This is a genomic window from Rahnella sp. PCH160 (genome assembly GCF_047784855.1).
Lineage (GTDB): Bacteria > Pseudomonadota > Gammaproteobacteria > Enterobacterales > Enterobacteriaceae > Rahnella.
Genome location: NZ_JBLOGT010000001.1, coordinates 1,902,941 through 1,925,283 on the forward strand (window position 1 = coordinate 1,902,941; position 22,343 = coordinate 1,925,283).

Genomic DNA, 22,343 nt, shown 5'->3' on the forward strand with positions numbered 1-22,343 from the left:
ACCTGAAGATGAGAGAATTATGGAGTCTGAAGTTTCTGTAGCATTGCGTGAATTTACTCAGCGTTATGTTGATGTCTGGCAGCAGGAGACCGGTATGCCGCCGTCCAGCGAAGCGCTGTTTGGCGTCGATTCTCCCTGTGTGGTGAAAACCGATGACGACGTTGTGTACTGGCTGACTCAGGTTTTCAGCCCGGCGGCCACGCTGGAAAATGTCGAGCGTGCGATGGCGTTGCAATTGCGGCCGGAAGCGCATGCGTTTTACACGACGCAGTTTGCCGGTGATATGACGGCCAGCTGGCAGGGCAATGCGATGACGTTGCTTCAGGTCTGGAGCCCGGAAGATTTTACCCGTTTGCAGGAGAATCTGATTGGTCATCTGGTCACGCAAAAACGCCTGAAGCTGATGCCGACGGTTTTTCTGGCGACCACGGATTCCGAGCTGGATATGGTTTCGTTGTGCAATGTCACCGGGAATGTGGTGCTTGAGCAGTTTGGCAGTAAAAAAAGAACGATACTCTCGCCATCGTTGTCAGAATTTCTTACAATGCTGACCGCTGTTTATCCAGCCTGATGCCTTTCTGAAAAACACCCCATCCCCCAGAGCACAAATGGCTCACATGCGTGTGAGAGATCTCTCACAAAGGCTGTAAGAGATCTCGCTAATTTGACTTAGTCATCTACTTTCATTATTTAACAAATCCTTTTTTATCAATAAATTAACGGTTTCATCGCTTGTAAGACGGCTCACATTCACAGGTTTTGGCTTACACGCTGTCTTGTTCCGAAAGCCGAAATCGACGATTCTAGTTGTGCACCAAGGAAGCATGAAACAGAACATCAGGATGATGGCTGATTCTTAAAGCAGGGGACGACTCAGGAAGAGTCAGGACGGCATCGGATTATGCCAGGATGTTTCAGGACGAAACCAGGGACACCTCCAGGACGGAGAAGAGAGCTCACAAAGGAAGCTGAGCGGGTCACAGATGACCAGGATGCAAGTCGGGATGACTTAGGATAAACCGTCAGGATGAAAGTAGGACGATGCGAAGGACAGCCGGTTAGGATAACCGCAGGAAAAGTTTTCATGGACCGAGCAGGGAGCACTAATGTAGCTGGATTGCTATAAAACGAACCGGGGGCACTGTGAAAACAGTGCCCCCAACTTTTTGTCTCTGCACAGCAATTCCCGCGTTAAAAGGCGCTCCCGATTGAACAGGAGCACCCGTTGTCGTCAGCCAATCGCGCCCAGCACGTCATCCTGCCCTTGTTTTTTAGGCAGCAGGAAAAGCGTGGCGAAGATATCCAGCAGGTAAATGGCCGCCAGCAGACTGATCGCGGCAGTAAAGGAAACCTGTGAAACCAGCATGCCGATCACCAGCGGGCCAAAACCCCCACACCGCGACCCAGATTGAACAGCAAATTTTGCGCCGTCGCCCTGACGCGTACCGGATAGAGATCAGAAATCAGTCCGCCGTAGCCGCCAATCATCCCGTTCACGAACATGCCCATCACCGCGCCGGCAAACAGCATCAGCGTCGGGTCTGAAAGCTGCGCGTAGCACACCACCATGATGACCGCGCCAATCTGATAAATCAGGAAGATTTTCCAGCGCGGGAAACGGTCTGACAACACGCCGAACAGCCAGATCCCAAAGGTCATCCCCACGACTGTCACCGCCGTCCATAAGCCGGATTTTGTCAGCGAGAAACCAAAGTTTTTCGACAGGTAGCTGGGCATCCAGATCATCAGCCCGTAATAGCCAAAATTCTGCACAGAGCAGAGGATCAGAATGCCGAGGCTGGCTTTGGTGGTGGCTTTATCGCGGAACAGCAATCTGATGCGGCTCAGCAGCGAACCCTCATTATCCGTAGCCATATTTTTGACGAAAGCTTCCGGTTCGCCCATGGTGCGGCGGATCAGGAAAGAAGCCAGCGCCGGTAACAGCCCGACCAGAAACATCCCGCGCCAGCCGATAATCCCGATCAACATCGGCGTCAGGAAGGCGGCAAGTAAAACGCCCAGCTGCCAGCCCATTCCGACATACGCCGATGCGCGGTTGCGTTTTTCAACCGGCCACGCTTCCGCAATCAGTGCCATACCGATACCAAATTCGCCGCCCAGACCCACGCCTGCCAGCGTGCGGTAAATGAGTAAATCCCAGTAGCCTTGCGCAAAAGCGCACAGGCCGGTGAAGACGGAGAACATCAGAATGGTAAAAGTCAGCACGCGGATACGGCCATAACGGTCGCTTATCGGACCGAAAATGACGCCGCCGAGAACGGCACCCATCAGCGTCCAGGTGACCAGAGAGCCACTTTGTGAGGACGTTAAACCGAATTCACTGGCAATGGCGGGCAGCATGAAACCGAGGATCAATAAATCAAAACCGTCCATGGCGTAACCCGTGACGGAGGCCAGCATAGCTTTGGCTGGCGTAGCCTGTGCTTTTTGCGGATTTTGTGAAGGCATGTTGACGCATCTGTGAAGAAAAAAGTGGCGGTAGTTTGCCCGTATCGGGCGTTTACCGCCACCATGAAAAACTTATAGATTGATTGATAATTTGGGTACGATGCAGAAGGTTGGGGCATCCGGCCTTCAATGTTATGCTTTGCGCCCCCGGCAGAGGCTGCCAGGGCCATGAACGAAGAGAGTAGCCCATGAATACAGAACAACAGGTTCGCGAGATTTTAGAAGATATCGAACAGGCGATGCGCAACGATAAATTGTGGCATGCCACGCCGCCGGAACCGGAAGCTTTTGAAAGCAAAGAGCCGTTTTCGGTGGATACCATGTCTGCTGAACAATGGCTGCAATGGGTTTTGATCCCACGCATGTACGCGTTGCTGTCCGCTGAAGCTCCGTTGCCTACCCGTTTTGCGATCACCCCTTATTTTGAAGAGGCTATGCCTGAAGCAGTTCTGTTACTGAATCAGCTGCAACGCCTTGACGATTTGCTCAATATAGAAGACTGACATGCTGGAAATTTTGTATCAGGACGAACATCTGGTCGCAGTGAACAAACCTGCGGGTATGCTGGTTCATCGCAGTTGGCTGGACCGACATGAAACGGTGTTTGTGATGCAAACATTACGCGATCAGATTGGTCAGCATGTTTTTACCGTTCATCGTCTGGATAAACCGACGTCGGGTGTTTTGCTGCTGGCGCTGTCGAGCGACGTGGCGCGGTTGTTGTCTCAGCAGCTTGAAAATCATCAGATGAGCAAGGTGTACCACGCCGTGGTTCGCGGCTACGTCACCGAAGACGGAACGCTTGATTACGCGCTGACGGAAGAGCTGGATAAAATTGCCGATAAGTTTGCGAATCCGGATAAAGCACCGCAGCCCGCAGTGACCCATTACCGTGCGCTCGCTCAGGTAGAAATGCCGGTGGCCATCGGGCGTTACGATACGGCCCGATACAGCCTGGTGGAACTCAGGCCGGAAACCGGTCGCAAGCATCAGCTTCGCCGTCATATGTCGCATCTGCGTCATCCGATTATTGGCGACAGCGCGCACGGTGATTTAAAACAAAATCGGGGGATGACCGAACATTTCGGTTGTTCCGGTTTGATGCTGCACGCCAGCCATATGCAACTGCCGCATCCAGTGACGGGCGAGTTGCTCAGCCTGCAGGCGCGCTGGGATCACCGCTGGCAAAATGTCGTGACGCAGTTCGGCTGGCAGGGAAAAGTCCCCGGGCTTGAAAGGGTTGAGTTTGACCCGGCTTGCGGTCAGGATAGTGCACAAATTTAAGACGTTAAGATCACACAGGAGTGAAGCCCATGGCTGAAGTCGGAATTTTTGTCGGGACGGTATACGGCAATGCGTTACTGGTGGCGGAAGAAGCGGAAACCGTGCTTAAAAGCCAGGGGCATGACGTCAAGCTGTTTGAAGAAGGCACGCTGGAAGCCTGGCAGTATTACCGCCATCATTTTGTGCTGGTGGTGACGTCGACGACCGGTCAGGGCGATTTGCCGGACAGCATCGCGCCGCTTTATGCCGCGATCCGCGATACCGTCGGTTATCAGCCAGAGCTGCGTTACGGCATGATTGCGCTGGGCGACAGCAGTTACGATCATTTCTGCGGCGGCGGCCATAAGCTGGATGATTTATTGCAGGAGCAGGGCGCTTCCCGAATTGGCGAAATGCTGGAAATTGATGCGATGGAAACGGCTGAGCCGGAAACCGTGGCGATTCCATGGGCCGAAAAATGGGGCCAGCTGCTGAAATAAGTCAGTCCGGCGCTGCATAACGCAATAAAAAAGGTCAGGCTAAAAACCTGACCTTTTTGCTTTTTTGACAGTTCGGGCTGCGGGTAATCAGCGGCCGCTAGTCAGTTTTTCCAGATCGGATTCAATCTCAGTAATCTTATTTGCCACGACGGATTCAAGGTGACGAAGGTCATCAAGAATTTTACGTTTCAGATCGACTTCCACCTGATCGCGCTGACAGATTTGATCCAGCTCATCAATGACGTAACGCAGATTCGGGCTGATTTCATGAATTTCTTTATAACCCTGACCTGCATTATCGGCCACGATCGTTTTGCGCTGACGCGGGTATTTGAATTTCACGCTTTTAGCAAAAAACTCGCCTTTGTCTCTGCGGAAATAGATCTTCAGAATATCGTTATTGGCCTCCTGACGCAGGCTGTAACGATCAATATCGTCGGGATTATTAATGCCCAGGCTTTTCAGATTGTCATACATAGCGCCACCTTGGTTTAGGAGAATATCTGTTGATCATAATGAACCGAACGGCGGTCCGAATCGTTGACTGATGACACAATTCGCCATCTGCAAGATAAAAAAATAGCGGGTAATCTTTTTGTTTTCAAAACAATTACCCGCTTTTTAATTTTACTCGATGGTGCGCAGTAACTCATTCAGGCCCGTTTTGCCCAGCGTTTTCGCATCTACTTTCTTCACGATAACGGCGCAGTACAGGCTGTACTTACCGTCTTTAGAAGGCAGATTCCCGGAAACCACGACGGAACCCGCAGGGACGCGGCCGTAGAATACTTCGCCGGTTTCACGGTCATAAATTTTGGTGCTCTGGCCGATGTAAACGCCCATGGAAATGACAGAGCCTTCTTCAACGATCACGCCTTCAACGATTTCTGAACGCGCGCCGATGAAGCAGTTGTCTTCGATGATGGTCGGGTTAGCCTGAAGCGGCTCCAGAACGCCACCGATGCCGACGCCGCCGGACAGGTGAACGTTTTTACCGATCTGCGCGCAAGAACCGACGGTTGCCCAGGTATCCACCATAGTGCCTTCATCAACGTATGCGCCGATGTTGACGTATGAAGGCATCAGTACTGTGTTACGGGCGATGAACGCGCCTTTACGGACTGCCGCAGGCGGCACGACGCGGAAACCTTCACGCTGGAAACGGGCTTCGTCATAGTCTGCGAATTTCATCGGGACTTTGTCGAAGTAACGGCTTTCGCCGCCTTCCATAACCTGGTTGTCGTTGATTCTGAAGGACAGCAGCACCGCTTTCTTCAGCCACTGATGCGTTACCCATTCGCCATCAATCTTCTCGGCAACGCGCAATTCGCCGCTGTCGATTTTGTTGATAACCTGGTTTACGGCGTCGCGCGTTACGCTGTCAACGTTTGACGGAGTGATATCCGCACGGCGTTCGAAGGCTTGTTCAATAACGGTTTGTAGTTGCTGCATCCTGTTCTCTTTCCTGAATGGGTTTTAAAAGATAAGGCTACTTGTATCACATTTTATCGCCCGGGTTGAGTGCCTCGGTTAATCGGCGTGTGATTTCCTTGCGGGTTTGTTTATCCAGCGCACGGCGCTCCGAGTTTGCCAGAATAAATAAGTCTTCTACGCGCTCACCGATGGTCGAGATCCTCGCGCCGTGCAACGAGAGGCCCAGATCCGAGAAGACTTCCCCGACGCGGGCCAGCAGACCCGGCTGATCGAGCGCGACCAGTTCCATGTAAGTCCGGCGGTCAGTATGCGTCGGCAGGAAGCTGACTTCGGTCTGCACGCTGAAATGACGCAGCTTCGGCGAAGGACGTCGCGCACGCGGCGGCTGATAAGCCTGCGTCATCGATTGCTCCAGTGCATAACGGATGGCTTCATGCCTGTCCTGTGCCAGCGGGCTGCCGTCTGGTTCGAGCACGATAAAGGTATCCATCGCCATGCCGTCACGGTTAGTGAAAATCTGCGCGTCGTGGATGCTCAGATTTCGCCTGTCCAGCTCACCGGCTACCGTGGCGAACAGATACGGGCGGTCAGGGCTCCAGATGAATATCTCGGTGCCGCCACGGGTGGCCTGGCGGCTGACCAGCACCAGCGGTTTGGTGGAGTCATGCTCAAGCAAATGTCTGGCGTGCCACGCGAGCTGATTCGGCGAATGGCGCAGGAAGTAATCGGCGCGGCAGCGGCTCCAGATGCGATGCAACGCTTCTTCATCGATATTATCCATACGTAGCAAAGCTAGCGCCTGCAAACGGTGATGACGCACACGCTCGCGCAGATCTGGTGTGTTTTGCATGCCACGGCGCAGCTGTTTCTCTGTGGCAAAGTATAGCTCGCGTATCAGGCTCTGTTTCCAGCTGTTCCACAGCGTTTCGTTGGTTGCACAGATATCGGCAACTGTCAGGCTGACCAGATAACGCAGACGTACTTCGCTCTGCATTTCTGCGGCAAATTGCTGTATTTCGTTGGGATCCTGAATATCGCGGCGCTGCGCAGTGACTGACATCAGCAGATGGCAGCGCACCAGCCAGGAAACAAGCTGCGTTTCGCGCGAGTTCAGGCCGTGCAGTTCAGCAAATTCCAGTACGTCCTGCGCGCCGAGAATGGAATGGTCACCGCCACGCCCTTTGGCGATATCGTGGAACAAGGCGGCGATCAGCAGTAATTCAGGCTGTGGCAGGCGCGGGTATAACTCCACACACAGCGGATGTTTTGGTCGCGTTTCTTCATGGGCGAAGCTTTCTAATTTTTGCAGAACACGAATGGTGTGCTCATCAACCGTGTAGGCGTGGAAAAGGTCAAACTGCATCTGCCCGACGATTTGCCCCCACTGCGGCATATAAGCCCAGAGCACGCTGTGGCGATGCATCGGCACCAGCGCACGCGAGACCGCGCCGGGGTGGCGCAAAATCGACATAAACGTTTCACGCGCCTGCGGGATCATACACAACGGTTCTTTTAGATGGCGTCGCGCATGGCGCAGTAATCGCACCGTGGTGGAGTAAATGCCTTTGATTTCCCGATGGCGAACCATCAGCTGGAACATGCTGATAATGGTTTCAGGGCGATGCTTAAACAACGATTCGTCGCGCAGGTCGATGAGATCACCACGCAACTGGAAATTCTCATCCAGTGGTCGGGGTTTTTCATTCGGGCCGATGGCCAGAATAGCCTCATCAAACAGTTGCAATAACATCTGATTCAGTTCGCCAACCCGGCGGGTCATGCGGTAGAAATCTTTCATCATGCGTTCGACGGGCTGGTTGCCTTCGCCCTGATATTGCAACAGTTGTGCCACGCTTTGCTGTCTGTCGAACAGCAGACGATTGTCGTAGCGCGGCAGCACCAGATGCAGGGCAAAACGGATGCGCCACAGGAAGCTCTGGCATTCCAGCAGTTCGTTGCGCTCGGCTTTGGTCAGGAAGCCAAACGCGACCATTTCATCGAGCGATGTGGCACCAAAATGGCGACGTGCGACCCACAATATGGTGTGAATATCGCGCAAGCCGCCGGGGCTGCTTTTGATATCCGGTTCCAGCCCGTAGCTGGTGCCGTAGTAGCGCTGATGGCGCTCATTTTGTTCGGTAATTTTAGCGCGGAAGAAATTCGGAGAAGGCCAGAAGCCGTCGCTGAAAATGTGCTTTTGCATGTTCAGAAACAGGGCGACATCGCCGCAAATCAGGCGGGATTCGATAAGGTTGGTCGCGACCGTTAAATCGGCAAGTCCTTCCAGCAAACACTCTTCCAGCGTACGCACGCTGTGGCCGACTTCCAGTTTCAAATCCCAGAGCAGGGTAATCAACTCGCCAATGCGCTGCGCCTGCTCATCATTGAGGCGCTTCTGGCTGAGTACCAGCACATCGATATCGGACAGCGGGTGCAATTCCCCGCGCCCGTAACCGCCCACGGCAACCATCGCGGTTTCAGGGATATTGTCAAAGCCGTAAAACGTCCATAGACGTTGCAGAAGCTGGTCAATGTAATGCGCCCGCGCATCCACCAGCGCTTCGGCATGTTGCCCGGCATTAAAGGCTTCGGCCAGCCAGACCTGGAACTGTTCCATATGCTGCTTAAGGCTCTGACGGTTTAAATCGTCGTCCGGATAGGCGCAAGGAGAAACAGGCTGTGGCGGGAACGCGAGGCTGAGTTCCTGCGAGGTTTGCTGTGGCAGGCTCTTTTCAGCAGAGATGTTTTCAATCATAGATGCGCAGCCTATTCCTACACGTTAAGGATAAAAAAACCGGCTTTCGCCGGTTTGATTTCAGATTTAACCCCTCTGCGCCGAGCGGGGGACTGTTAGTCGTGCGTCAGGATAGCCGGGATAGTGTCATCCTTACGCAGCGTCATAATTTCACAACCGTTATCTGTCACCACAATAGTATGCTCGTACTGAGCCGACAAGCTGCGATCTTTAGTTTTTACTGTCCAGCCGTCTTTCATGGTGCGGATACGGTAATCACCGGCGTTGACCATCGGTTCAACGGTGAAAGCCATACCGGCCTGTAATACAACGCCACCGTCATCTGCATCGTAATGCAGAACCTGAGGTTCTTCATGGAAGCCTTCGCCGATGCCATGACCGCAATATTCACGCACCACGGAGAATTTTTCGGCTTCCACGAATTTCTGAATCTCTTTGCCCAGCGTGCGCAGACGGATACCTGGTTTAATCATGCGCAGGGCAATGTACAGGCTTTCCTGCGTGATGCGGCAAAGACGTTCGCCAAGAATGGTCGGTTTACCGGCGATAAACATCTTAGAGGTATCGCCATGGAAACCGTCCTTAATCACAGTAACATCGATATTGACGATGTCGCCATCTTTGAGGATTTTGTCTTCGCTCGGAATACCGTGGCAAACCACTTCGTTAATAGAGATGCAGACCGATTTCGGGAAGCCGTGGTAATCCAGGCAGGCAGAAATGGCGTGTTGTTTGTTCACGATGTGATCGGCACAGATCCTGTCGAGCTCGCCGGTGCTGACGCCCGGTTTAACGTAAGGCTCAATGATTTCCAGCACTTCCGCAGCCAGACGGCCAGCGACGCGCATTTTTTCGATATCTTCCGGGGTTTTGATTGAAATAGCCATGAGTAGTCCTGCAGGTTCTGTTCATCGGGTGTGCTTTATTTCTGCACCGATGTCGTCAATAATTAGCTGTGGCTTATGGTATCAGCCCTGATATTACCTGCCAAACTATCATTTTCCGGTACGCAATCCGGAGAACTAAAGTTGCTGTCCGCCCGTTATTTGTGGTATAAAACGCGCCGGCAATCCGCTCTGGGTCCCAGACTCCGGGGGATTAAAGCCGAATTCACTCATATGTGTACTTATTAACGTAAGTAATAACACACACGTATCGACACATACACCGGGGTGCTCTGGGAATTCGTTCTGCAGGGTCGGTGTTATGGGATACGTGGAGGCATAACCCCAACTACTTAATAGAGGTTTTATCATGGCAACTGTTTCCATGCGCGACATGCTCCAGGCTGGTGTTCACTTCGGTCACCAAACCCGTTACTGGAACCCGAAAATGAAGCCATTCATCTTCGGCGCACGTAACAAGGTTCACATCATCAACCTGGAAAAAACTGTTCCAATGTTCAACGAAGCTCTGGCTGAGTTGCAGAAGATCTCCTCCCGTAAAGGTAAGATCCTGTTCGTTGGTACTAAACGCGCAGCAAGCGAAGCGGTAAAAGAAGCTGCACACAACTGCGACCAGTTCTTCGTGAACCATCGCTGGTTGGGCGGCATGCTGACTAACTGGAAAACCGTTCGTCAGTCCATCAAACGTTTGAAAGATCTGGAAGTTCAGTCTCAGGACGGTACTTTCGAGAAGCTGACCAAGAAAGAGGCGCTGATGCGTACTCGTGAACTGGCTAAGCTGGAAAACAGCCTGGGTGGTATCAAGGATATGGGTGGTCTTCCTGATGCTCTGTTCGTTGTTGACGCTGATCACGAACACATTGCAATCAAAGAAGCTAACAACCTGGGTATCCCGGTATTCTCCATTGTTGATACCAACTCCGATCCGGATGGCGTTGACTTTGTTATCCCTGGTAACGATGACGCAATCCGTGCAGTAAAGCTGTACCTGAACGCTGTTGCAGCTACTGTCCGTGAAGGCCGTTCGCAAGATCTGGCTGTTCAGGCAGAAGAAAGCTTCGTAGAAGCTGAATAATAAGGCAAGCTCAGCAGAGCCCTTATTAACCAGGTATTGAAATATGTTGGTTAGGGGGCCTTTATTGGCCCCCTTTGCTTATCTTAAATGCGAGAAATATCTCACCGCAAAAAGCCTTTTTGCACTGAGATAATCGAGGAAAATACAATGGCTGATATTACCGCTGCCCTGGTAAAAGAACTGCGCGAACGTACTGGCGCTGGCATGATGGATTGTAAGAAAGCTCTGGTTGAAGCTAACGGCGACATCGAGCTGGCAATTGAAAATATGCGTAAATCTGGCGCGATCAAAGCGGCGAAAAAAGCAGGCAATGTAGCTGCTGACGGCGTGATCAAAACCAAAATCGAAGGCAACTACGGTGTGATTCTGGAAGTTAACTGCCAGACTGACTTCGTTGCTAAAGATGCCGGTTTCCAGGCATTTGCTGACAAAGTGTTGGACGCTGCGGTTGCTGGCAAAATCACTGACGTTGAAGTTCTGAAAACACAGTTCGAAGAAGAACGTGTACAACTGGTTGCTAAAATCGGTGAGAACATCAACATTCGTCGCGTTGCTTCCCTGGAAGGCGACGTGTTGGGTAGCTACCTGCACGGCACACGTATTGGTGTTCTGATTGCGGCTAAAGGCGCTGACGAAGAGCTGGTTAAACAAATTGCTATGCACGTTGCGGCGAGCAAGCCTGAATTTGTTAAACCAGAAGACGTGTCTGCTGAAGTCGTCGAAAAAGAGTATCAGGTACAGCTGGACATCGCTATGCAGTCTGGCAAGCCTAAAGAAATCGCAGAGAAAATGGTTGAAGGCCGCATGAAGAAATTCACCGGCGAAGTTTCTCTGACTGGTCAGCCTTTCGTTATCGACCCAAGCAAATCCGTGGGCCAGGTTCTGAAAGAGCACAATGCTGACGTTGTTAACTTCATCCGCTTCGAAGTGGGCGAAGGTATCGTGAAAGTTGAGACTGACTTTGCTGCTGAAGTTGCAGCAATGACTAAACAGTCTTAATCAGTAACTGATACACCTGAAACGGAACCGCTGCGAAAGGGCGGTTCCGTTTTATCCAGCCCCAAATTCCTATTACATTGTGCGTGTGGTCATTCAGGCAGCGCTATGATGTAAAGACTGACTATCCATCAAGACACATTGCTTCTAGGACAGACACCATGGCTACCAATGCGAAACCCGTTTATCAGCGTATCCTGCTCAAACTCAGTGGCGAAGCCCTGCAGGGCAGTGAAGGTTTTGGTATCGACGCGAGTGTATTAGATCGTATGGCTCAGGAAGTGAAAGAGCTGGTCGAACTCGGCATTCAGGTAGGCGTTGTGATCGGCGGCGGTAACTTGTTCCGCGGTGCGGGTCTGGCGCAGGCTGGCATGAATCGTGTTGTAGGCGACCATATGGGTATGCTGGCGACTGTCATGAATGGTCTGGCGATGCGTGACGCGTTACACCGTGCATATGTTAATGCACGTCTGATGTCCGCAATTCCTTTGAACGGTGTTTGTGATAATTACAGCTGGGCAGAAGCGATCAGCCTGTTGCGTCACAACCGTGTGGTGATCTTCTCTGCCGGTACAGGCAATCCATTCTTTACCACTGACTCTGCAGCGTGCCTGCGTGGTATCGAAATCGAAGCCGATGTTGTATTAAAAGCCACCAAAGTCGACGGCGTTTATTCTGCCGACCCGGTGAAAAACCCGGAAGCGACACTGTACGAAAAACTGACCTATCAGGAAGTGCTGGAGCAGGAATTGAAAGTAATGGATCTGGCGGCGTTTACATTGGCTCGCGATCACAATCTGCCAATTCGTGTTTTCAACATGAATAAACCGGGCGCACTGCGCCGAGTGGTGATGGGTGAAAACGAAGGGACGCTGATTTCTAACGCGGAGTGATCCTTCACAATTGAACGTTACGTTCAGCCAGCCTGTGCTGGCATAAGTATTCACGGACTATACTGATGTTATGGTCTGCCAGGTAACCAGCTTTCAAGGGTTCACAACGTGATTAACGAAATTAAAAAAGACGCTGAAATTCGTATGGAAAAATGCGTTGAATCATTCAAAACGCATATCAGCAAAATCCGCACTGGCCGCGCTTCACCCGGCATTCTTGACGGTATCATGGTCGATTATTACGGTTCATCTACGCCATTACGTCAGCTGGCTCAGGTCACGGTTGAAGATTCCCGTACTCTGGCTATTTCCGTATTCGACCGCTCTATCAGCGCCGCGGTGGAAAAAGCGATCATGACCTCTGATTTGGGCCTGAACCCGTCTTCTGCTGGCGCGACCATTCGCGTCCCCTTGCCGGCACTGACTGAAGAGCGTCGTAAAGACCTGATCAAAGTCGTGCGTGGCGAAGCAGAGCAGGGCCGTGTTTCTGTGCGTAACGTCCGCCGTGACGCTAACGACAAAACCAAAGCACTGCTGAAAGACAAAGAAATCAGCGAAGATGAAGATCGCCGTTCTCAGGACGATATTCAGAAACTGACTGACATTTTCATCAAGAAAATCGACGTTGCTTTAGCTGAAAAAGAAACTGAGTTGATGGATTTCTAATCCGGCTTATTTCTCTTATAAAGCGCCGCTACTGCGGCGCTTTGTTTTTAAGTGGCCTTCAATTCTTTTATCTGTCTGCACAATCTCATGGACAAGCCCGATAAGAGGTTTCAGACTGTGCACTTTCCGAATTTACGCGCGTTATCCCGGGCATTTTCATGAAACAAATGACTATTCTTGGTTCGACAGGGTCTGTCGGCACCAGCACGCTTTCCGTTGTCCGGTCTAACCCTGACGCATTTTCAGTAAAGGCGCTGGTTGCGGGCCGCAATGTCAATGTCATGGCGCAGCAATGTCTGGAATTCCGGCCGGCGTATGCGTCGATGGCGGATGAGTCTGCCGCGCGCCAGTTGCGGGCTATCCTCTCGGAACAGGGAATCAATACCGAAGTCCTTTCCGGCACTGACGCAGCTATCGAACTGGCGGCGCTTGATGATGTCGATCAGGTGATGTCTGCCATTGTTGGTGCCGCTGGGCTGTTACCGACGCTGTCTGCCGTTCGTGCCGGTAAGCAAGTTCTTCTGGCAAACAAAGAGTCTCTGGTGACCTGTGGCCGCATTTTTATGGATGCCGTCCGTCAAAGCCAGTCTCAGCTTTTACCCATCGACAGCGAGCATAATGCCATTTTCCAGAGTTTGCCTGAGTCCGTTCAGAAACAACTGGGCTATGCTTCCCTTGAAGAACATGGGATTTCCCGAATTGTTCTTACCGGTTCCGGCGGGCCATTCCGCGAATTGCCTTTAGATCAATTCAGCAGAGTGACACCCGATCAGGCATGCGCTCATCCAAACTGGTCAATGGGGCGTAAGATTTCTGTCGACTCCGCCACGATGATGAATAAAGGGCTGGAGTATATTGAAGCGCGCTGGCTGTTTAATGCGTCTGCCGCCGAAATGGAAGTCATTATCCATCCACAATCGGTGATCCACTCGATGGTTCGCTACCGCGACGGCAGCGTACTGGCTCAGTTGGGTTCACCGGATATGCGGACGCCTATTGCGCATGCCATGGCATATCCGAAAAGGGTGGCGACAGACGTTGAAGCACTGGATTTTTGTACGATGGGCGCACTGACGTTCAGCGCTCCGGATTATGCACGTTATCCCTGCCTCCAGCTTGCTATCGAAGCCAGCAATACCGGGCAGGCAGCCACCACGGCGCTGAATGCTGCGAATGAAATCTCGGTGGCGGCTTTCCTGAAGGGTGAAATTCGTTTTACCGACATTGCTTCGCTGAATCGTCAGGTCATGGAACAGTTAGTGAGCGCCGAACCGACTTCTGTTGAGGAAGTGTTGGAGATTGATGCTAGCGCACGCGCATCGGCAAAAGATAAACTTCCTGGGTTTGCGCGATAAGACCGGTTTAGTGCTTATGCAGCAGTTTGTTAGCGTCACATTGAAATGGTATAGTCTGCGCCACGCTGACAGTAGATTTGGCTTTTTTGAGCCTGAATGTTAAAGGTGGAATCGGTGAGCTGTCAGTGTAAGCCGTGCCTGCAAGGGAGACACGGCTTTTTTGCGCGTGTTGCCGCACCCTCGATAAAAGGTGCCGCGTCAGCTAACGTTGTGGCGTGAGCCCTATCAGGCTTAGGTCAGCTGGAAAGTCGTTGTGTTCTGATAAAAGGAAATGAGTACGCGTTATGTCCCTCGAAAATCAACAGATGTCTGATATGTGTTGCTCTCAACCTCGCCATGTAGCCATTATCATGGACGGCAACGGACGCTGGGCAAAACGTCAGGGTAAAATGAGGGTTTTTGGTCATAAAGCGGGAGTGAAGTCAGTGCGTAAAGCAGTGAGCTTTGCTGCCAATCATCATCTTGATGCACTCACGCTTTATGCCTTTAGTAGTGAAAACTGGAATCGTCCGGCTCAGGAAGTTTCTGCGTTGATGGAGCTGTTCGTCCGCGCGTTGGACAGCGAAGTTAAAAGCCTGCATAAACACAATGTCAGGTTGCGGATCATTGGCGATGTCAGTCGTTTTAGTGCTCGTCTGCAAGAACGCATTCGTCGTTCAGAAACACTTACTCAAAACAACGACGGTCTGACCCTGAACATCGCTGCAAATTACGGTGGCCGATGGGATATTCTTCAGGGCGTGAAGACGCTGGCCGGACAGGTAGAAGCCGGTACATTGCGGGCAGAGCAAATTACAGAAGAATTGCTGAACTCAGCGGTCTGTATGAGCGAACTGGCACCCGTCGATTTGGTGATCAGAACCGGTGGGGAACATCGGATCAGTAACTTTTTGCTGTGGCAGATTGCCTATGCGGAGCTCTACTTTACCGATGTCCTCTGGCCTGATTTTGATGAAAACACCTTTGAAGGTGCGCTGACCGCGTTTGCACAGCGAGAGCGCCGCTTCGGGGGACTACACCTATCGGCGCCGATGCGTCCTAGGGAGAACATTTGCTGAAGTATCGCATTATCACAGCTCTGATTTTAATACCGATTGTTATTGCAGCACTCTTTTTGTTGCCGCCGGTGGGTTTTGCCATTGTCACCCTCGTGGTTTGCATGTTGGCCGCGTGGGAATGGGGCCAGTTTGCCGGGTTTGCAAGCCGTAGTCAGCGTATCTGGCTCGCTATACTCTGTGGTTTTCTGTTAGCCGCCATGATGCTGAGCATTCCGGCTTATCATCACAGCGTACACTTACCGCAAGTCAGCGGCTCGTTATGGGCGGCACTTGCATGGTGGTGCCTGGCGTTAGTTTTGGTTGTCGCGTATCCGGCTTCGGCTGCATTCTGGCGGCATTCTCGTGTATTGCGTGTGTTGTTTGGCGTGCTGACGATTGTGCCATTCTTCTGGGGTATGGTCGCGCTGCGCCAGTATGGTTATGCTGAGAATCCTCACACCGGTGCGTGGTGGCTGTTATATGTGATGCTGCTGGTCTGGGGTGCTGACTCCGGCGCTTACCTGTTTGGTAAGTTGTTCGGTAAGCATAAACTGGCACCTAAAGTTTCTCCGGGGAAAACCTGGGAAGGGTTTATCGGTGGCCTGGTAACGTCTGCCCTGATAGCCTGGTTGTTTGGTCGCTACGCGCCATTGAGCGTGCAGCCGGCAACATTACTGATTTGTTCTGTGGTTGCTGCACTGGCTTCTGTGCTGGGCGACCTGACGGAAAGCATGTTCAAGCGTGAAGCCGGAATCAAAGACAGTGGTAATATGATACCGGGTCATGGCGGAATATTGGATCGTATCGACAGCCTGACTGCCGCGGTTCCTGTATTCGCCTGTCTGATGCTGTTAGTGTATTAACCGTCGCCGACGGTGAAGTTTTCTAAGGAATAGTTGGACATATGATGAACATACTCTGGAGCCTGGCCGCCTTTATCGTCGCATTGGGGGTGCTTATCACCGTGCACGAGTTCGGCCATTTCTGGGTTGCTCGTCGTTGTGGTGTGCGTGTAGAACGTTTTTCTGTCGGGTTTGGTCGCGCGCTATGGCGTCGCACCGACCGTCAGGGAACCGAATATGTGCTCGCCATTATTCCTCTCGGGGGCTACGTCAAAATGCTCGACGAACGCGTCGAGGCTGTCGCGCCTGAATTTCGTCATCAATCCTTCAATAACAAAAAAATCTGGCAACGCGCTGCTATCATCAGTGCCGGGCCGATTGCCAATTTCATCTTTGCTATTTTTGCATACTGGGTGATTTTCGTTATTGGTGTTCCGAGCGTGCGTCCGGTCGTTGCAAATGTGGCTGCAAATTCAATCGCTGCGCAATCCAATATTTCTCCGGGAATGGAACTAAAGTCTGTTGCCGGTATCGAAACGCCTGATTGGGATTCAGTTCGTATGGCGTTGATTGGCGAAATTGGTGATGATCAAACGACCGTCGGAGTTGCTCCTTTTGGCTCCAATCAGGTCGTTGAGAAAACACTGGATTTACGTCATTGGCAGTTTGATCCTGAAAAGCAGGATCCGGTGGTCTCTTTGGGTATGATTCCACGAGGTCCGCAGATAGAATCTGTCTTGCAGGAAGTGCAGCCAGATTCAGCCGCGCAGAAGGCGGGTTTGCAAGCCGGAGATAGGATCGTTAAAGTCGATAGTCAGATTCTGGATAGTTGGCAGTCGTTTGTCATTCAGGTGCGTGACAATCCCGGCAAGCCAATCCTTCTGGACGTTGAGCGGGGTGGTTCTCCCATCGCTTTAACACTGACGCCGGACACGAAGTCTGCAGGTAAAGGCAAAATACAGGGTTTTGCTGGTGTGGTTCCGAAAGTGGTGCCGCTGCCTGATGAGTACAAAACAATCCGTCAGTATGGTCCGTTTGTGGCGTTTTATGAGGCCGGGGATAAAACCTGGCAACTGATGAAACTCACCGTGAGCATGATGGGTAAGTTAATTACCGGGGATGTGAAGCTGAACAATCTGAGTGGCCCAATCTCCATCGCACAGGGCGCAGGAATGTCAGCGGAGTATGGGTTGGTGTCTTACCTCACGTTTTTGGCACTCATCAGTGTCAATCTGGGGATCATCAACCTTTTCCCATTACCGGTATTAGATGGTGGCCACCTGCTATTTCTTGCAATAGAAAAGCTTAAAGGTGGGCCAGTTTCCGAGCGAGTTCAGGACTTCAGTTACCGCATTGGTTCAGTTTTGCTGGTGTTGTTGATGGGGCTTGCACTTTTCAATGATTTCTCTCGTCTCTAAGACCTGAGATTAGGTTAGGAAGAACGCATAACAACGATGGCGATCAAAAAGTTGCTCATAGCGTCGCTGCTGTTTGGCAGCGCCACCGTATACGGTGCAGACGGTTTCGTAGTGAAAGACATTCATTTCGAAGGCCTGCAGCGAGTTGCCGTCGGTGCGGCGTTACTCAATATGCCGGTTCGTGTCGGTGATACCGTTACTGACGATGATATCAGTAATACCATTCGCGCATTGTTTGCCACTGGCAACTTTGAGGACGTTCGCGTCCTTCGCGATGGTGATTCTCTGATTGTTCAGGTCAAAGAACGTCCAACCATTGCCAGCATCACTTTCTCCGGTAATAAATCGGTGAAAGATGACATGCTGAAACAAAACCTGGAAGCCTCTGGCGTCCGCGTTGGCGAAGCGCTTGACCGTACAACTATCGGCAGTATTGAAAAAGGCCTGGAAGATTTCTACTACAGCGTCGGCAAATACAGTGCGTCGGTAAAAGCGGTTGTGACCCCTTTACCGCGTAACCGTGTTGACCTGAAACTGGTGTTTACCGAAGGTGTTTCTGCCAAGATTCAGCAGATCAACATTGTGGGTAACCATGCCTTCTCAACGGATGAACTGATTTCACGCTTCCAACTGCGCGATGAAGTGCCTTGGTGGAACGTGGTCGGCGACCGTAAATACCAGAAGCAGAAACTGGCGGGTGACCTTGAAACCCTGCGCAGCTTCTATCTGGATCGCGGTTATGCCCGTTTCAATATTGATTCGACGCAGGTCAGCCTGACGCCCGACAAAAAAGGCATCTACATTACGTTGAACATCACAGAAGGTGAGCAGTACAAACTTTCTGGCGTTGACGTGACCGGCAGCATGGCGGGCCACTCAGCTGAAGTTCAAAGCCTGACTAAAATTGATAAAGGCGAGCTGTACAACGGCGCTAAAGTCACCAAGATGGAAAACGACATCAAGCAGATGTTGGGCCGTTATGGCTATGCCTATCCGCGTGTGACAACGCAGCCTGAAATTAACGATGCTGACAAGACAGTAAAACTGCATATCAACGTGGATGCGGGTAACCGTTTCTATGTGCGTCATATTCGCTTTGAAGGCAATGACACCAGCAAAGACAGTGTTCTGCGCCGTGAAATGCGTCAGATGGAAGGTGCCTGGTTAGGTAATGATCTGGTCGATAAAGGTAAAGAGCGCCTGAACCGTCTGGGTTACTTCGAAACTGTTGATGTGGATACACAACGGGTTCCGGGTTCACCGGATCAGGTTGATGTGGTCTACAAAGTGAAAGAACGTAACACCGGTACTTTCAACTTTGGTGTCGGTTACGGTACTGAAAGTGGTGTCAGCTTCCAGGTCGGCGTCCAGCAGGACAACTGGCTGGGTACGGGTAACTCCGTAGGCATCAGCGGTACGAAAAATGATTACCAGACGTACGCAGAATTCACGATTACAGACCCGTACTTCACCGTTGATGGTGTGAGTCTGGGCGGTCGTATTTTCTATAACGACTTTAAAGCGGATAATGCGGACCTGTCTGACTATACCAACAGAAGTTACGGTATTGGCGGCAACCTGGGTTTCCCTGTCAATGAAAACAACTCATTGCGTCTGGGTCTGGATTACGTACACAACGATCTGTCCAATATGGAACCTCAGATCGCCATGTTCCGTTATCTGAACTCTGTGGGCCTGAATCCTGCGGTAACGACCAGCGATAACTCAGATGCTGATTTCAGTGCTGATGACTTCTTCATGAGTCTGGGTTGGGGTTATAACAACCTCGACCGTGGTTACTTCCCGACGTCCGGGACCAAAGCCAGCCTGAACGGTAAAGTCACCGTGCCGGGTTCAGATAACGAATATTATAAAATCACATTCGATTCAACCAGCTATATGCCGCTGAATCAGGATCGTGATTGGGTTCTGATGGGGCGTGCGCGCGCAGGTTATGCGGATGGTCTGGGCGGTAAAGACGTACCGTTCTATGACAACTTCTATGCCGGCGGCTCAAGCAGTGTTCGTGGTTTCCAGTCGAACACCATCGGTCCGAAAGCAGCCTATTACAAATGTACTACGGCGAATACCTCGTACAGCACCTGCCCGATTGATAACTCGAGCGATGCAGTGGGCGGTAACGCAATGGCCATCCTGAGTGCGGAACTGATTGTTCCAACTCCGTTTGTTAGCGAGAAATACGCTAACTCATTGCGTACGTCTCTGTTCGTGGATAGCGGTACAGTCTGGGATACAGGTTGGCAAAACACGCCGCAAACTATTGCAGCGGGTGTACCTGATTACAGTAAGCCTGGCAACATTCGTGTGTCTTCTGGTCTGGCGTTGCAATGGCAGTCCCCTCTGGGGCCGCTGGTGTTCTCTTACGCTCAGCCAGTTAAGAAATACGAAGGCGACAAAGCGGAACAGTTCCAGTTTAACATTGGTAAAACCTGGTAACGTTTTGTCTGCAAAGAGTTTATTCAGCAGAATCGCAATGGCCTGATGCTGAATTTGATACACGGGTTTCGGCCCGTGTATTGTTTTAATGTCGGGTGTTTTGTGTAATTTACTGTGCCAGATGGCACAAACGGGTGATGGAAGGAGTTTATAGTGAAAAAGTGGTTATATGCCGCAGGCCTCGGTTTAGTTATGGCTTCTTCAGCTAGCGTTCAGGCTGCTGACAAAATTGCTATCGTTAACGTCGCTAGCATTTTCCAACAAATGCCAGCTCGTGAAGCTGTGGCTAAACAATTGGAAAACGAGTTCAAAAGTCGTGCAACTGATTTGCAATCTCAGGAACGTGATCTGCAAACCAAAATGCAACGTCTGCAACGTGATGGCGCAACCATGAAAGCCAGCGATCGTTCTAAACTCGAAAAAGACGTAATGGCTCAGCGTGAAGCTTTCTCAGCTAAAGCGCAGCAGTTCGAGCAAGATAACCGTCGTCGCCAGGGCGAAGAACGTAACAAAATCCTGAGCCGTATTCAGGACGCTGTGAAATCTGTTGCCAGCAAAGAAGGTTATGATGTTGTTATTGATGCAAACGCAATCGCGTACGCAAGCAATGACAAAGATATTACTGCTGATGTGCTGAAACAGGTTAAATAAACATGTCTTCAATTCGACTGGCTGATCTCGCGCAGCAGTTGGATGCACAATTGCACGGTGATGGCGAAATTGCCATCACCGGCGTTGCTTCAATGCATTCCGCACACTCTGAGCAAATCACGTTTTTATCAAACAGCCGTTACCGTGAACAGTTGGCCTCCTGTACCGCAGGTGCCGTAGTGTTGACGGAAGCGGATCTGCCATTTTGCCCTACAGCGGCATTAGTGGTTAAAAACCCTTACCTGACATACGCACGTATGGCGCAGTTGCTGGATACCACGCCAGCACCAGCACAGGATATTGCTGCGAGCGCAGTGATTTCTGATAGTGCTTCGTTAGGTAAGAATGTCTCGGTTGGCGCAAATGCAGTCATCGAATCAGGCGTTGTGTTGGGTGACAATGTCGTCATCGGTGCAGGCTGCTTTATTGGTAAAGAGGCAAAAATAGGCGCGGGTACACGTTTGTGGGCCAACGTTTCAATTTATCACTGCGTTGAGATTGGCGAGCAGTGCCTGATTCAGTCGGGTACGGTGATCGGTTCTGACGGTTTTGGTTATGCCAACGATCGCGGCAACTGGATCAAAATCCCTCAGTTGGGGACAGTCATCATTGGCGATCGCGTCGAAATTGGTGCCTGTACCACGATTGACCGTGGCGCCCTGGATGACACCATTATCAGCAACGGCGTTATCATTGATAATCAATGCCAGATTGCACACAACGTCGTGATTGGAGACAATACGGCGGTGGCCGGCGGTGTTATTATGGCCGGTAGTCTGAAAATTGGACGCTACTGCCAAATCGGCGGAGCCAGTGTTATCAATGGTCACATGGAGATTTGTGACCAGGCTGTCGTAACCGGAATGGGAATGGTAATGCGACCAATCACTGAACCTGGGGTATACTCCTCCGGTATTCCGTTACAACCGAATAAAGTTTGGCGTAAGACGGCTGCATTGGTAATGAATATTGACGAGATGAATAAGCGCTTGAAAGCTGTCGAGCGTAAAATCGAAAAAGACTAATTACCACCTACGGTGCTGCTTTGTGTTCCCTTCCGGGGTGAACCTGCGGCATTCGTTCCTATTTGCGGCCTGCCTGATGACCTTTTTTTGGGGTCTGGCAGGCCGTGTTTTTGATGCCATCAGTTTTTATAGACAGGAAGAGTATTTTGACTACTGACACTCATACTCTGCGTATTGAAGAGATACTGGATTTATTGCCGCACCGTTACCCGTTCTTGCTGGTTGATCGTGTGTTGGATTTTGAAAAAGGGAAATTTTTGCGCGCAGTGAAAAACGTTTCCTTTAACGAACCGTTTTTCCAGGGGCATTTCCCGGGTAAGCCGATTTTTCCAGGTGTTCTGATTCTGGAAGCCATGGCACAGGCCACGGGTATTCTTGCGTTTAAAAGCGTAGGGAAGTTGGAACCGGGCGAGCTGTATTATTTTGCAGCAATTGATGATGCACGCTTCAAACGTCCGGTGTTGCCGGGTGACCAGATGATTCTGGAAGTTGAATTCATTAAAGAGCGTCGTGGTGTTGCTCGTTTTAAAGGTGTCGCAAAAGTAGATGGTGAGATTGCTTGCGAGGCATCAATGATGTGCGCCCGTCGCCGGGAGTCTTAA

The 22,343-nt window shown here is 51.2% G+C and carries 19 protein-coding genes and 2 pseudogenes; 16 read left to right on the forward strand and 5 right to left on the reverse strand.

Annotated features, from left to right (window positions below; all coding sequences use genetic code 11):
* Window positions 1-19 precede the first annotated feature (19 nt).
* The gene (gene syd, locus ACM5QY_RS08865) at window positions 20-571 is read left to right on the forward strand and encodes a SecY-interacting protein (protein WP_416120254.1); all 552 of its coding nucleotides are present in this window, start codon (window positions 20-22) and stop codon (window positions 569-571) included.
* 660 nt (window positions 572-1,231) lie between these two features.
* Here the strand turns inward: syd and ACM5QY_RS08870 are convergent.
* A pseudogene (locus tag ACM5QY_RS08870) lies at window positions 1,232-2,469 on the reverse strand (MFS transporter).
* 188 nt (window positions 2,470-2,657) lie between these two features.
* Between ACM5QY_RS08870 and ACM5QY_RS08875 the strand changes: the two are divergent.
* From ACM5QY_RS08875 to ACM5QY_RS08885, 3 genes are read left to right on the forward strand one after another with little or no spacing between them, the layout of a single operon-like run.
* Window positions 2,658-2,972, forward strand: a complete 315-nt coding sequence (locus ACM5QY_RS08875) for a YqcC family protein (RefSeq protein WP_416120256.1) — start codon at window positions 2,658-2,660, stop codon at window positions 2,970-2,972.
* Between the two features lies 1 nt (window position 2,973).
* Window positions 2,974-3,753 (forward strand): tRNA pseudouridine(65) synthase TruC, encoded by a 780-nt coding sequence (truC, locus tag ACM5QY_RS08880; RefSeq protein ID WP_416120258.1) that lies wholly within the window; start codon window positions 2,974-2,976, stop codon window positions 3,751-3,753.
* A gap of 29 nt (window positions 3,754-3,782) precedes the next feature.
* Window positions 3,783-4,232, forward strand: a complete 450-nt coding sequence (locus ACM5QY_RS08885; protein ID WP_416120260.1) for a flavodoxin — start codon at window positions 3,783-3,785, stop codon at window positions 4,230-4,232.
* A gap of 87 nt (window positions 4,233-4,319) precedes the next feature.
* Here the strand turns inward: ACM5QY_RS08885 and ACM5QY_RS08890 are convergent, their stop codons facing one another.
* The 4 genes from ACM5QY_RS08890 to map all read right to left on the reverse strand — a co-directional run bounded on the left by ACM5QY_RS08890 (window position 4,320) and on the right by map (window position 9,308).
* Window positions 4,320-4,709: a DUF3461 family protein gene (locus ACM5QY_RS08890; RefSeq protein ID WP_056781756.1), complete on the reverse strand. Its 390-nt coding sequence runs from the start codon at window positions 4,707-4,709 to the stop codon at window positions 4,320-4,322.
* A 150-nt stretch (window positions 4,710-4,859) separates the two neighbouring features.
* Complete coding sequence (dapD, locus tag ACM5QY_RS08895) at window positions 4,860-5,684, reverse strand: 2,3,4,5-tetrahydropyridine-2,6-dicarboxylate N-succinyltransferase (RefSeq protein WP_416120262.1); 825 nt, start codon at window positions 5,682-5,684, stop codon at window positions 4,860-4,862.
* A gap of 46 nt (window positions 5,685-5,730) precedes the next feature.
* Complete coding sequence (gene glnD / locus ACM5QY_RS08900; protein WP_416120264.1) at window positions 5,731-8,421, reverse strand: bifunctional uridylyltransferase/uridylyl-removing protein GlnD; 2,691 nt, start codon at window positions 8,419-8,421, stop codon at window positions 5,731-5,733.
* A gap of 95 nt (window positions 8,422-8,516) precedes the next feature.
* A complete protein-coding gene (gene map, locus ACM5QY_RS08905) occupies window positions 8,517-9,308 on the reverse strand; it encodes a type I methionyl aminopeptidase (protein WP_416120265.1) in 792 nt (263 codons plus the stop codon).
* A 367-nt stretch (window positions 9,309-9,675) separates the two neighbouring features.
* On the opposite strand from map, the gene rpsB reads away from it, so the two are divergent.
* The 12 genes and pseudogenes from rpsB to fabZ all read left to right on the forward strand — a co-directional run bounded on the left by rpsB (window position 9,676) and on the right by fabZ (window position 22,343).
* Window positions 9,676-10,401: a 30S ribosomal protein S2 gene (gene rpsB, locus ACM5QY_RS08910; protein ID WP_416120267.1), complete on the forward strand. Its 726-nt coding sequence runs from the start codon at window positions 9,676-9,678 to the stop codon at window positions 10,399-10,401.
* A gap of 147 nt (window positions 10,402-10,548) precedes the next feature.
* Window positions 10,549-11,400 (forward strand): translation elongation factor Ts, encoded by an 852-nt coding sequence (tsf, locus tag ACM5QY_RS08915; protein ID WP_416120268.1) that lies wholly within the window; start codon window positions 10,549-10,551, stop codon window positions 11,398-11,400.
* Between the two features lie 158 nt (window positions 11,401-11,558).
* Window positions 11,559-12,290, forward strand: a complete 732-nt coding sequence (gene pyrH, locus ACM5QY_RS08920; RefSeq protein WP_101079218.1) for a UMP kinase — start codon at window positions 11,559-11,561, stop codon at window positions 12,288-12,290.
* Window positions 12,291-12,398: 108 nt separating this feature from the next.
* Window positions 12,399-12,956, forward strand: a complete 558-nt coding sequence (gene frr, locus ACM5QY_RS08925; RefSeq protein WP_104924624.1) for a ribosome recycling factor — start codon at window positions 12,399-12,401, stop codon at window positions 12,954-12,956.
* Between the two features lie 158 nt (window positions 12,957-13,114).
* Window positions 13,115-14,311, forward strand: a complete 1,197-nt coding sequence (ispC, locus tag ACM5QY_RS08930; protein ID WP_416120270.1) for a 1-deoxy-D-xylulose-5-phosphate reductoisomerase — start codon at window positions 13,115-13,117, stop codon at window positions 14,309-14,311.
* 284 nt (window positions 14,312-14,595) lie between these two features.
* Window positions 14,596-15,353, forward strand: a pseudogene (ispU, locus tag ACM5QY_RS08935) ((2E,6E)-farnesyl-diphosphate-specific ditrans,polycis-undecaprenyl-diphosphate synthase).
* Window positions 15,354-15,362: 9 nt separating this feature from the next.
* Window positions 15,363-16,211 (forward strand): phosphatidate cytidylyltransferase, encoded by an 849-nt coding sequence (gene cdsA / locus ACM5QY_RS08940; protein ID WP_416120272.1) that lies wholly within the window; start codon window positions 15,363-15,365, stop codon window positions 16,209-16,211.
* Window positions 16,212-16,252: 41 nt separating this feature from the next.
* Window positions 16,253-17,608, forward strand: coding sequence for a sigma E protease regulator RseP (rseP, locus tag ACM5QY_RS08945; protein WP_416120274.1), 1,356 nt, complete (start codon window positions 16,253-16,255; stop codon window positions 17,606-17,608).
* Between the two features lie 36 nt (window positions 17,609-17,644).
* Window positions 17,645-20,065: an outer membrane protein assembly factor BamA gene (gene bamA / locus ACM5QY_RS08950; RefSeq protein WP_416120276.1), complete on the forward strand. Its 2,421-nt coding sequence runs from the start codon at window positions 17,645-17,647 to the stop codon at window positions 20,063-20,065.
* 153 nt (window positions 20,066-20,218) lie between these two features.
* Window positions 20,219-20,716: a molecular chaperone Skp gene (skp, locus tag ACM5QY_RS08955; RefSeq protein ID WP_104924630.1), complete on the forward strand. Its 498-nt coding sequence runs from the start codon at window positions 20,219-20,221 to the stop codon at window positions 20,714-20,716.
* A gap of 2 nt (window positions 20,717-20,718) precedes the next feature.
* Window positions 20,719-21,741, forward strand: coding sequence for a UDP-3-O-(3-hydroxymyristoyl)glucosamine N-acyltransferase (lpxD, locus tag ACM5QY_RS08960; protein WP_416120278.1), 1,023 nt, complete (start codon window positions 20,719-20,721; stop codon window positions 21,739-21,741).
* A gap of 113 nt (window positions 21,742-21,854) precedes the next feature.
* A complete protein-coding gene (fabZ, locus tag ACM5QY_RS08965; protein ID WP_183850297.1) occupies window positions 21,855-22,343 on the forward strand; it encodes a 3-hydroxyacyl-ACP dehydratase FabZ in 489 nt (162 codons plus the stop codon).